The sequence below is a fragment of the Cytobacillus gottheilii genome (assembly GCF_018582665.1).
Taxonomy (GTDB): Bacteria; Bacillota; Bacilli; order Bacillales; family Cytobacillaceae; genus Cytobacillus; species Cytobacillus gottheilii.
This window is the reverse complement of sequence record NZ_CP071709.1, coordinates 1,279,621-1,291,359: the sequence shown is the minus strand read 5'-3', so window position 1 is coordinate 1,291,359 and position 11,739 is coordinate 1,279,621. Positions and strand designations below refer to the sequence as shown.

At 39.3% G+C, this 11,739-nt stretch carries 11 protein-coding genes; 2 read left to right on the top strand and 9 right to left on the bottom strand.

The genetic code is table 11. The features are described 5' to 3' along the window. Positions 1–14: 14 nt before the first annotated feature. From J1899_RS06375 to licT, 9 genes are all read right to left on the bottom strand, one after another. A complete protein-coding gene (locus tag J1899_RS06375) occupies positions 15–947 on the bottom strand; it encodes an ABC transporter ATP-binding protein (protein WP_066448257.1) in 933 nt (310 codons plus the stop codon). A gap of 704 nt (positions 948–1,651) precedes the next feature. Next, entirely contained in the window at positions 1,652–2,284 is a 633-nt protein-coding gene (locus J1899_RS06370; protein ID WP_214478108.1) for a response regulator, read from the bottom strand. After that, on the bottom strand, positions 2,281–3,417 hold the full coding sequence (locus J1899_RS06365) for a sensor histidine kinase (RefSeq protein ID WP_214478107.1): 1,137 nt from the start codon (positions 3,415–3,417) through the stop codon (positions 2,281–2,283). The genes J1899_RS06370 and J1899_RS06365 overlap by 4 nt, the downstream gene beginning before the upstream one ends. Before the next feature lie 150 nt (positions 3,418–3,567). Next, positions 3,568–4,251 carry an LrgB family protein gene (locus tag J1899_RS06360; RefSeq protein WP_214478106.1) on the bottom strand — a complete coding sequence of 228 codons (684 nt, stop codon included), beginning with the start codon at positions 4,249–4,251 and terminating at the stop codon, positions 3,568–3,570. After that, positions 4,229–4,624: a CidA/LrgA family protein gene (locus tag J1899_RS06355; RefSeq protein WP_066448267.1), complete on the bottom strand. Its 396-nt coding sequence runs from the start codon at positions 4,622–4,624 to the stop codon at positions 4,229–4,231. The genes J1899_RS06360 and J1899_RS06355 overlap by 23 nt, the downstream gene beginning before the upstream one ends. A gap of 286 nt (positions 4,625–4,910) precedes the next feature. Beyond that, positions 4,911–6,350, bottom strand: coding sequence for a glycoside hydrolase family 1 protein (locus J1899_RS06350; protein ID WP_214478105.1), 1,440 nt, complete (start codon positions 6,348–6,350; stop codon positions 4,911–4,913). Between the two features lie 11 nt (positions 6,351–6,361). Then, positions 6,362–7,780 (bottom strand): glycoside hydrolase family 1 protein, encoded by a 1,419-nt coding sequence (locus J1899_RS06345; RefSeq protein ID WP_214478104.1) that lies wholly within the window; start codon positions 7,778–7,780, stop codon positions 6,362–6,364. Between the two features lie 27 nt (positions 7,781–7,807). Next, positions 7,808–9,676 carry a beta-glucoside-specific PTS transporter subunit IIABC gene (locus tag J1899_RS06340; protein ID WP_214478103.1) on the bottom strand — a complete coding sequence of 623 codons (1,869 nt, stop codon included), beginning with the start codon at positions 9,674–9,676 and terminating at the stop codon, positions 7,808–7,810. 132 nt (positions 9,677–9,808) lie between these two features. Then, positions 9,809–10,651 (bottom strand): BglG family transcription antiterminator LicT, encoded by an 843-nt coding sequence (gene licT / locus J1899_RS06335; RefSeq protein ID WP_214478102.1) that lies wholly within the window; start codon positions 10,649–10,651, stop codon positions 9,809–9,811. Between the two features lie 364 nt (positions 10,652–11,015). On the opposite strand from licT, the gene J1899_RS06330 reads away from it, so the two are divergent. Both J1899_RS06330 and J1899_RS06325 read left to right on the top strand, forming a co-directional pair. Continuing rightward, on the top strand, positions 11,016–11,273 hold the full coding sequence (locus J1899_RS06330; protein ID WP_246586601.1) for a DUF2642 domain-containing protein: 258 nt from the start codon (positions 11,016–11,018) through the stop codon (positions 11,271–11,273). Positions 11,274–11,484: 211 nt separating this feature from the next. Next, positions 11,485–11,736 (top strand): DUF2642 domain-containing protein, encoded by a 252-nt coding sequence (locus tag J1899_RS06325; protein ID WP_066448283.1) that lies wholly within the window; start codon positions 11,485–11,487, stop codon positions 11,734–11,736. Positions 11,737–11,739: the final 3 nt, after the last annotated feature.

Below are 11,739 nucleotides of genomic sequence, written 5' to 3'. Positions count from 1 at the left end.
TATGCCCCTCCCTCCTAGTCTCTTAAAGTGCGCCCGGTTAAATGTAAAAAGACATCCTCAAGGCTTGGTGTTTCTGTATGGAAATTAACGATCTGCACATGATGTTTCTCAGCGAGATGAACGAGGTTGCTAATAAGATTACTGCCCTTTTTCGCAATAATTTTCAATTGAAGATTGGAGGCTTCGACTTTGCTGATTCCTTCCATATCCTTTACTTCTTGAATAAACGATTCATCTAAATGGTTCAACTCTACTTTGTTTGTATCCTCGGAAGATAAAATACTGAGTAACTCAAGTTTTGTTCCAGCAGCAATGACGGCACCATGATCCATAATGTACAGTCGGTCACAGAGCTGTTCAACTTCCTCCATATAATGACTTGTATATAGAATAGTAGTGCCCTTCTCTTTATTCAGATTTTTGACTGTTTCTAAGATGTGGTTCCGTGATTGAGGGTCAATTCCTACGGTTGGTTCATCAAGAATGAGAATTTCCGGCTCATGCAGAAGTGCCGCCGCAATGTTAATTCTGCGCTTCATGCCGCCCGAAAACGTTTTGACGATTCCTTTTTGGCGATCCTTCAGCCCAACCATTTCAAGAGCATCCTGAATTCGTTTCTCCAGCTTCTGCCCTTTCAAATTATAGATGGAGCCGAAAAAGCGTAAATTTTCATAAGCAGAAAGCTCCTGATATAGGGCAATTTCCTGTGGAACAACGCCTAATACCTTGCGAAGTTCATCTGGTTTACCAAGCGTATTGGCCCCATTTAATTTAATCTCACCGCTGGTCGGCTTTAATAATGTAGACATCATTGAAATAGTTGTTGACTTCCCTGCTCCGTTTGGACCCAATAAACCGACTGATTCACCCTGATCTAAATATAAATTAACGTTTTGCACGGCTTTATTTCCTTTAAATGATTTGCTTAAATCAACCGTCTCAAGCATCTAACTTCCTCCTTTATATGGCTTTGTTAGGCATTGGCATCAATTGGGCAACAGCCTTGCTGCTCTTGATATTTCTAAGTATAAAATAAAAAAACCAGCGTCAATACTGACCCTGGTCATTCAAGGAAAAGGACATTGTTACTTTAGTCATTTTTTCTTTTTTGCATCGTGTTTTGCCGTAATGCAGAGTCTAATTTTGTGTTTCTTGGGCAAAAATTTGGTTGATCATAGGTTTTTTATAAAATTTCTCCGAGTATTCCTTGTTTTCCAGTCGAGTTTTAATAAAAATTTTTCACATCCGAGCAAACAAATCCGGTTTCCTATCAAAAATTTTCAGTTTCCCATCAAACGAACCCGTTTTCCTATCAAAATTTTTCAGTTTCCTATCAAACGAACCCGTTTTCCTATCAAAATTTTTCAGTTTCCTATCAAACGAACTCGCTTTCCCATCAAAATCTTTCACTTTCCTATCAACCGAACCCGTTTCCTATCAAAAATTTCAGTTTCCTATCAAACAAACCCGCTTTCCTATCAAAATTTTTCAGTTTCCCATCAAACGAATCCGCTTTCCTATCAAAATTTTTCAGTTTCCTATCAAACAAACTCGTTTTCCTATCAAAATTTTTCAGTTTCCTATCAAACGAACCCGTTTTCCCATCAACCACACCCCTGCGGGCACCTAACTCCATCCAAATACATCTAACTCATACAAGCCTGCTTCGAATCGCATAAATCGCCAGCTGTGTCCGGTCTCTTAGTTCTAATTTATCCAATATATGACTGATCTGATTTTTAACCGTGCCAACAGATAATCCTAAACGATCGGCGATCTCCTTATTGTTCAAGCCTTCGCCAATGCATTTTAAGATGCCTCTTTCTCTTGGTGTTAAGTCGGGATGTACGGATTGATCCTGTTCATTATGCAGCAGTGCAGGCACGACTTTGGCTGCAACCTGCCCTTCCAGTGAAAGGGCGCCTTTTACTGAGTCTTTAATGGCTCTCAACAGTGATTCTGTATCTCCATTTTTAAGCATATAGCCGCTGACGCCTAGTTTTAAGGCATCCATTACATACTGTTCGTCATCAAACGTTGTGAGCATGAGAATTTTCATTTGCGGGAATCTCATCCTGAGGATTTTTGCTGCTTCAATTCCATCCATCTCAGGCATGCGGATATCCAATATCGCTACATCAAAATGATGTTTTTCGCATAACTCGACTGCTTCCTTCCCGTTCCCTGCTTCTCCTTTTACTTTCACTTCCGGATCCGTTTCGATCATGGCTTTTAACCCTTGCCGCACCATCACTTGATCTTCTGCTAACACTACCTTAATCATCTTTTTCCACTCCGATCAGTCAAACGAATAACGCCTCTAATCATAAATTCTCGGTCATTGTTTTCGACCTCTAAAACGCCGCCAACTTTTTCCAGGCGATCTCTCATTGCTTTCAGGCCGTATCCTTCTTCAAAATAAACTTTCCCGGCTGTGGCATTCGATACCTCAAAGCGGAAAATGCTGCCGCCTGGTGACTCAAAGAGCACCTGTGCATCCTTTGTATGTGCATGCTTCATGATGTTGGTAAGACCTTCCTGCACAGCCCGGTATATGGCAAAGGATTGTTCTCCTGTTAGCGGAGCAGCAAAGGCGCCATGTTTTACAATAAAATTTATTTTCATAAAGCTTTCTAATTCTAATTTGCGGATGAGCCGAATGACACCTTGCAGTCCTCCTACTTCTCTGTCTTTGAAGGATCTTACTGCTCTTCTCGTCTCTTCCAGACTCTGCTGTGCAAGCTCCTTTAATGCGGTAATTTTCTCTTTATCCTTTTCTTCAGCACTTAACCGGAACACTTCAAATTGCATGACTAGCGCTGTTAGTTTATGCCCAACTGAATCATGAATTTCATGACCGATTTGCATTCGTTCATCTTTTCTAGTCTGCTCTTCCTCTGTAACAAGCAGTCTTTTCATTCTGCGATACTCATGCTGCAGGGCATCGTTTCTCTCCTGCACTTCAGAAACTTTTCTATGTAATGTTTGATAATAAAGGAGAGCACAAATCACAAGTAAATAGATGAGGCCATACCAAGCAAGACTTCCTGCAGTAAGCTGTATCTGCAAAAAAGTAAAATATGCTCCCCCGCTTATAATTGCAATAATAAGAATACTTTTTAGACGCGATAAGTAAAAGACAGCTTCAGCCATAATTAATATTTGTATTAGGAGCATATACCGTGGAAACCCATCACCATCAGGGTAGAAAATAAATATGCTTAAAACACCTTGCACACTAAAAATGGCAGTCTGCAGCCATTCCCTGTCCTTAAAGAGAGGCAAAATAAATACCAGCAGTAAAAAGAAAGAAACACTGCCAATTTGCCATTCATTTAAGAACGGGTATAAGTCCATGAAGGTAAAAATCCAGACAATACAGTGAAAGGCTAACCAAATCAAATACGTTTTTTTCATCTATAGACTCCCAAAATGGTCATTTTATTTACCATAATTATACTCGTAATGAATGGCTAAAGCACTCTCTTATTGAAAATGTAAAAACATCTCCGCAAAAAAGCTTTCAACCCGTCTGACATATGCAGACAATTTGAAAGCTTAAAGAAATTATACAAACAAACGATAAACCAGCGGCAGTAAAATGGATGTCATAATGGCGGCGACGCTCATCGCCACACTCGCAGCAGCTCCATGGAGACTGCCCTCATTTAACGCCTGACTTGTACCGATTCCATGCGAGACTGTCCCCATCCCAAGACCACGTGCAAGCGGATCATGAATACGGAAAAAATTTAATATAGCTGAGCCCATTATGGCCCCGGTAATTCCAGAAGCAACAACAAAGGTTGCCGCTAAGGTTGGATCTCCATCTAAAATTTTCACTGTATCTATCGCAACTGGCGTTGTAATTGCCTTAACAGCCGAGGCCGTTTGAATCGTCTCTGAGAGATGCAGCACTTTTGAAAGACTGACTGCAGCAAAGATAGTCGTACAAGTACCGATCAGGATTCCACACAAGACATTCCAAAACTTCTCTTTTATGATCTCCCGGTGCATATACATTGGAACTGCCAATGCTACTGTTGCTGGTCCAAGCATATAGGTAATAATGCTTTTGGTTGTTCCATATTCTTCATACGAAATATCAAATAATAAGAAAATAATAATTATAAAAGCAGATGCTGTTACTAGAGGAATCGTAAATGGAGATGGAAATTTTTCTGCGAATTTTCTTGCTGCTATGTATACGGCAACAGTCAGGCATAAACTAAACAGCGTCAGAATGTTCATGTTCCTTCACAACCTCCCTCTCTTTTTTTGATAAAAACTGCGATGCAGCACCTGTAGCAATCATGCCAATTAGCGTACTTGCCACTATCATTACAAGCAGCTGAATCCCACTTGCTTTGATTAGATCACCATAAGACATCAGCCCGATCACAAATGGCAAAAACAAGAAGGTCAGATGTTTTGTTAAAAAAAGTGCACCTTTTTCAATTAATTTTAATGAGATGATTTTCTTGGATAAAGCAAAATATAAAAGCAGCATTCCCAACACACTGCCGGGGATCGGCAAGTGCAATAACGAAACGGCATACTGAGAGCAAATATAAATGAGCCAAAGGATTAAGATTTGCCCTAAAAACAATACTGCATTTTTCATGTTCAGACTTCCTTCCATAAGACTTACCTGTTTAAAGTAAAGCTTACCCGTGGACTATAAAACTTCATTCTTATAAACAAATAAAATACCTAAAGCCGAAGAAAGTTCATTTCCTTCTCACACTTTTAGGTATTTTCCTATCTTTTCTTAAATGATAACTATTTTACAGATATAACCCATCTCCTTCAATAGCTAATTTAAAATTCACTGCAACCTAAAAAACACAAAAGAATACCTAAAGAGGGAAGCAAAACTTCTTCCTCCACTAGGTATCCTCCTTAATCGGTTAGAGATTTTCTCCGTTTTCAGCTATCACTTCTTTATACCAATGATAGCTTTTTTTCTTGATTCTTCGCAGATCCTTCTCGCCATCTTCATCTCGGTTAACATAAACAAAGCCATAGCGTTTTTGATAGCCGTTTAGCCAGCTTAACAGATCTGTGAATGACCATGCACAGTAACCAAGTACTTCAACTCCATCACTCATTGCATCCTGGATTGCCTGGATATGTGATTTTAAATAATCGATCCGGTAATCATCATTAACAACATCGCCTTCTTCAAGTGCATCAAATTCTCCTAAGCCGTTTTCAGTAATGAGTACCGGAAGCTGATAGCGCGTCGCAATTCTGCGCAGACCAATACGCAGTCCCTGCGGATCAATATCCCAATCCCAGTTTGTGCTTTCTACATGAGGATTGTTTGTTGTTTTAAACATTCCAGGCATGCCAGAATGTTTCGTGGAGCCTTTTTTCCCTGTTACATTTTTAACACCGATATCAACACCGCCATCTTTCGGATTCTCTTCTACGGTTGTTGTACGATAATAGTTTACACCCATAAAATCCGGTTTTGCAGATGCCAATAACTCGAAATCGCCTTCTTCAATCTCTGGAGCCAAACCATTTTCCTCTAAGAACTTCCAAGCCGTCACTGGATAGCGTCCCCAAGCGTACATATCCATCCAGTAATAATTATTTAAATCCTCACTGTTTTCAAATGCCAGTATGTTTTGCGGATTCGAATCAACTGGGTAATAAGGCTTGTATGCAAAGCTAGGTCCAATTTTGCCATCTGGCACATACTTGCGGAAAGACTGGATCACTTTGGCATTCGCTAAGTTAGCAATATGATTCGCTGCATACATTCTCTTGCGGTCTTTGACAGCCGGGGGATGAAGTGCTGTTTCATAGCCATAGCTGATAAAATAATTTTGCTCATTTAAGGAGATCCAATATTTCACACGATCTCCATAACGCTTATAGAGAGTAATGGCATATTCATTAAAATCCTCAATCACCTGTCTAGATTCCCAGCCGCCATATTGATCCATCAGAGCTTGCGGAATATCCCAGTGATAAAGTGTAATCATTGGTTCAATATTATATTTTAACAGTTCATCAATTAAATCATCATAAAATTGAAGCCCTTTTTCATTGACCTCTCCGTTTCCTGTTGGATAGATCCGGCTCCATGCAATTGAAAAACGATATGTTTTCAATCCTTGTTCGGCCATTAATGCGACATCTTCTTTGTAGCGATTGTAATGGTCCACTGCCACATCGCCATTGGTGCCTTTGTAAGTTACACCCTCATTGCGGACAAATACATCCCATACAGAAGGTCCTTTGCCGTCCTGATCCCAAGCTCCTTCTACCTGATAAGCTGCTGAAGCTGCCCCCCATAAAAAATCTTTTGGAAATGGTGCTTTTTTGTTGTGTTCCATAATGTCCTCCTTTATTCAAATAACGATTGGCCGTTTGTCTTGATCACTTGCTGGTACCATTGGAAACTTTTCTTTTTTGACCGTTTCAGTGTTCCTTTTCCATCATTATCTTTATCAACATGAATGAAGCCATACCTTTTTTTCATTTCGCCTGTTCCGGCACTGACAATATCAATGGGTCCCCACCATGTATAACCGATAATGTCACAGCCATCCTTTATAGCTTCATTAAGCTGGATCAAATGTTTTTGAATATAATTGATTCTTTCATCATCAATAATTTTGCCATCTTTATCAAATTCATCTTTTCCGCCAAAGCCATTTTCAACAATAAAGAGCGGAATTTCATAACGATCATACAATTCATTGCAGACATATCTCAAGCCAAGAGGATCAATTGGCCAGCCCCAATCTGTTTTTTCCAGATACGGGTTGTCTTTACCGATAATGCCTCCCGTATTCCCGAGGATTTTCATGCCTGCCTCATGGGTTGAACTGCGATAGTAGCTGAAGCCAAGATAATCGACTGTGTTCTCTTTGATAAGCTCTAAATCACCATCAGCCATCTGCACATTAATATGATGCTCATCCCAAATCCGCTTTGCATATGTCGGATACGTTCCGCGAATCATCACATCAGAGTAAAACAATGATCTTCTTCTAAGCTGATAGGATTCAAAGACCGACTCTGGATGACATGTATGCGGATAAATTGGGCTTAGTGAAAGCATGGCGCCCATCATAGCATCAGGACGAATCTCTTTCAAGTGCTTTGCTGCTTTGGCAGCCGCCACAAATACATGATGTGACGCCTGATAAATATCCTGCAGCTTTGTTTCTTCATCTTGAATGAGGATGCCGCCAGCTGCTAATGGAATTGTGTGAAAATGGTTGATTTCATTAAAATTCATCCAATACTTCACTTTGTCCTTATAGCGCTTAAAGATCGTAACCGCATAGCGTTCATAAAAATCAATCAGCTTGCGGTTTGTCCAGCCGCCATATTTGGTTATTAAGTTTAAAGGGATTTCGAAATGTGAAATCGTAATAACTGGTTCAATTCCATTTTTCAATAATTCATCAAAAAGCGAATCATAAAATTGCAATCCTTTTTCATTCGGCTGTTCATCGTCCCCATTTGGAAAAATACGAGACCAGGCAATGGATGTACGGAAGCATTTCAAGCCTGCTTCTGCAAAAAGAGCAATATCCTCTTTATAATGATGATAAAAGTCGATAGCCTCATGACTTGCATAATAATGACCATCTATCACTTCTCCATCAAATGTCCCGCCAACGATTCCATTTCGAATAACATCGCTTATCGCAGGACCTTTTCCATCCTCATTCCAAGCGCCTTCCGCTTGGTTGGCAGCTATTGCACCTCCCCAGAGAAAGTTCTCTGGGAAGTGTGATTGATTCGGTTTCATATGGATCAGCTCCTAAACTTCATTATTTTACAATTTCACTGCTGTTAAAAGCACATCATTGTTTGAAACAGCAGACTGCTCTGTTTCAATTACATCTGAATAATCATTAGAATTTGTGATGATTATTGGTGTTGTCAGCTCATAACCTGCTTTTTCAATTGCTTCAATATCAAACTCTGTTAATAATTGCCCTTCTTGCACTATGTCGCCCTGATTGATATGAGCTGTAAAATGCTGACCATCCAGTTTTACTGTATCAAGACCAACGTGAATGAGAACTTCTGTGCCATCATCTGCTGTTAAGCCAATAGCATGTTTTGTGTGGAATAAAGTCGTTACTGTACCTGTTACGGGCGCAAACACTTTTCCATGAGCAGGGATAATAGCTACACCTTGCCCCATTGCACCAGTTGAAAAAGCCTGATCATTCACTTCTTTCAAAGGAACGACTTTTCCGCTCATTGGTGATTTTACAACAGAGCGATTACTATCTATTTTATTATTCTGAGTCTGTGGTTTTACTTTATCATCACTAGCTGGTGTTCCTTCATCAAATCCTAAAATATACGTAAGTGCTGCTGTGAGAACAAAGGCAATGGTAATACTGATAATGTAATAAGCAAACGTGTCAGTCATAAAGGCTGGCAATGTTGTCAGAGCCGGGAATACGTATGCCATAACAGTTGTATTCATCGCGCCTGCAAACGCTCCGCCAATCGTTCCTCCGATAACAGCTGCAATCATTGGTCGTTTTAAGCGCACCGATAATCCATACACGATTGGTTCTGTTACACCTGCTAATAGAGCTGGAGCTAAAGATGAAAGTGCTAATGATTTAAGTTTCTTATCTTTTGCTTTCAGGAATACACCAAATGCTACACCAGCTTGTGCAAATGTTGCATTTGCTACTGGCGGACGAATCGTATCAAACCCTGTTTGAGTTAAGTTCTGAAGCATCGCTGGTACAATGCCCCAGTGAATTCCAAACATAACAAGGAATGTCCAGCCTGCGCCAATAATCGCACCTGTTAACATACCGCTTGTGTTACTCATCATATCAATACCTGTAGCAATTCCATCACCTACATAAACGCCAAACGGTCCAATAAGACCTGCTGTAAGAGGAACCATAACTAATAATGAAATCATTGGAACAGCAAACATTTGAATAACTTTTGGAATAACTTTGTTTAAGAACTTTTCTAAATAAGAATATAACCAAATAGCCAAAATAGCCGGGATAATTTGACCGCTATAACTCATTAATACAATTGGCAATCCGGCAAAATCAACGATATCTCCAACTTCCTGCATTAATCCGGTAAATTTCGGCTCCATCAGTGCACCCATAATCGCTAATGAAACGAATGTATTAACTCCATACGTTTTTGCAGCCGATACAGCTAGAGCTAGCGGGAAAAAGTAAAATACCGCGTTAGATGCAGCACTTAAGATCAGATACGTACTGCTTTCTTCTGACATTCCGAAATAGGTTGTGAAGATAACAAGAAGGGCCTTCAGCATACCTGATCCGGCTAGAGTTGGTACAATCGGCGTAATAATGCTCGACATGATGTTAAACAAGCGGGCAATCGGATTACTAGTCTTCTTTTCACTTTCCTGACTGGAAGAAGTAGCAGCACTGTCAATGTTATATTGATCTGTAATCGCCTTATATACTTCTGCAACATGATTTCCAATGACAACCTGATGCTGTCCATTGCTATAAAGCACAGATACAACACCATCTAACTGCTCAAGATCCTTTTTATTTAATTTATTTCCGTTTTTTAGTTTAAAACGAAGTCTTGTCATACAGTGATAAACACTGTCTACATTGTTTTCACCGCCGACACCTTCGACAATGGATTGTGCTAATTGTTTGTAATCAGCCATTGTGGTAAACCCCCTAATATATATTTATAATATAAAAAAAGGCATAACACTGGATGTATAAACAAGACTGGTATCAGCCTTGAAACATCACAGGTTATGCCTTTTCAGTAACACCCTGTATTCATCATTAAATTATTTACCTCCGCGTGATGTAACACGGGAGATATGCAGAACAAGATAGACCATTTCTGCATGAGTGATTTGCATGCCAAAACCATTTTTCACATATGTTTCTATTCTTTTCACACATTCAAATGCTTCTGGATATTTATGCTGAACTTGAATGAATAGATCATCATCCTGTTCCTCAATTCGATCCTTTGATAGAATTCTCTGTGCGAAAAACTTTAAATGAGTAACCAATCTGCCATAATTCCAGGAATCTTCATCAAATTCCATTTTAAAATAATATTTAATAATGCCTAATATGTCTTGGACAATCTTGGTCATCTTTAATGTTTTATCAATTTCATTGCCTTCAACCTGCGTGTTAACTAAATGCATGGCAATAAAACCTGCTTCATCTTCATTAAAGGCCACGCCTGTTTTTTCTTTTATAATTTCTAAAGCCTTTAATCCAACTTCAAACTCTGATTTATAAAACTTCTTAGCTTCCCATAATAGAACGTTTACAATTTTCTCGCCTTTTTTATATCTTGAAATCGCATAATAGATATGGTCGGTGAGCGTGAGCAATGTATAGTCGCTGATTGAAACGTTTAGTTTCTTTCTGGCATAATCTAAGATTTCCTGTGTAATTTCAACGTATTCAACAGGTATTTCTTTTAATAAATTCGCCATCTGCAGTGATAAGTCACTTGTTTGCAAGGTAAACACTTTACTTGCCTTTGATTCATCAATAGGATCGCCCGGCTTCAGTTTAAAAGCAATGCCAGTGCCAAAGACAACAACTTCACGGTGATCTTCTGTCTTAGCCAAAACCACATTATTATTTAAAGCCTTTTTTAACTTCACACGATCGCTCCTTTCCTCAAGAATAGAGTGCCGAATCTTCGTTATTTCATTCTTATAATCAAAAAACCTGAATCAATCTCAAATAAAACTAGAGTCCTAGTCCTATCTAGATTAATTCAGGTTATGCCTTGTATAAGTAACACCCTGAGATCATTGAGTTGTATGAGTAAAGCGTTTTCTTCTTTATAGTGAAATAATAATATAAAAGATAAGAATCGTCAAATATTTTTTTCGGAATTCAACTAGCAATAAAAGCGCCTAGGAAATTATTCAAATATAGGTATATAACCAGGGCAAATACCCTTGAAGCTGAATATGTTGTGAATGTATTCATAATAAATAAGACCATAATGGAGGATCTCAAGTGAACAACCCTTATACACAGATGTTTTACCCAAGACAGATGGAAACAACGATGCAGCCGAAGCAAGTAATTGTTGTCGAACCTTATGTGTACGCTGCGGTCAGTTCTTTAGTTGGAAAACGTGCAGTTGTAGAAACATCTCGGGGCAGCGTATCAGGTACAGTTCTTGATGCAAAACTTGATCACATCGCCATTCAAGAAGCTGAATCAACCTTCTTTATCCGCCTTTGTGAAATCGTATGGATTATGCCTGAATAATTTGAAATGCGGAAGGCGCTCGCTCAGGGACGACAAGCTTAAGATGAGCCAGGTGAAAGGTTGCTCTTTAACCTTTTGACTGGATCAGCTTAAGACCTCGAGTCCCTAGCGCCTGGAGCTAGACAGGGATTCACTTGCTATTTGATTTATTCACAGTGAATTTATCTTATTATCCCTTATAAAACAAGAAAAAATCTGAGGAGATGAAAATATGTATCGTCAAAACATGCAGCCTATGAACATGATGCAGCAGCCTGAACAAGTAATCGTGGTGGAGCCATTTGTGTATAATGCAGCAAGCTCCCTAGTTGGAAAAAGAGCTGTTATTGAAACATCTAGAGGAAGAATTTCAGGCAGTGTAATCGATGTTAAACCAGATCATATTGCCCTTCAAGAGCGCGATTCAACGTTCTTCGTTCGCCTATGCGAAGTGGTTTGGATTATGCCGGATACCACTCGTTAATAG

Coding starts and splice junctions, on each gene's coding strand:
- J1899_RS06375 (WP_066448257.1), bottom strand. CDS start 947: ATGCTTGAGACGGTTGATTTAAGCAAATCATTTAAAGGAAATAAAGCC.
- J1899_RS06370 (WP_214478108.1), bottom strand. CDS start 2,284: ATGATTAAGGTAGTGTTAGCAGAAGATCAAGTGATGGTGCGGCAAGGG.
- J1899_RS06365 (WP_214478107.1), bottom strand. CDS start 3,417: ATGAAAAAAACGTATTTGATTTGGTTAGCCTTTCACTGTATTGTCTGG.
- J1899_RS06360 (WP_214478106.1), bottom strand. CDS start 4,251: ATGAACATTCTGACGCTGTTTAGTTTATGCCTGACTGTTGCCGTATAC.
- J1899_RS06355 (WP_066448267.1), bottom strand. CDS start 4,624: ATGAAAAATGCAGTATTGTTTTTAGGGCAAATCTTAATCCTTTGGCTC.
- J1899_RS06350 (WP_214478105.1), bottom strand. CDS start 6,350: ATGGAACACAACAAAAAAGCACCATTTCCAAAAGATTTTTTATGGGGG.
- J1899_RS06345 (WP_214478104.1), bottom strand. CDS start 7,780: ATGAAACCGAATCAATCACACTTCCCAGAGAACTTTCTCTGGGGAGGT.
- J1899_RS06340 (WP_214478103.1), bottom strand. CDS start 9,676: ATGGCTGATTACAAACAATTAGCACAATCCATTGTCGAAGGTGTCGGC.
- J1899_RS06325 (WP_066448283.1), top strand. CDS start 11,485: ATGTATCGTCAAAACATGCAGCCTATGAACATGATGCAGCAGCCTGAA.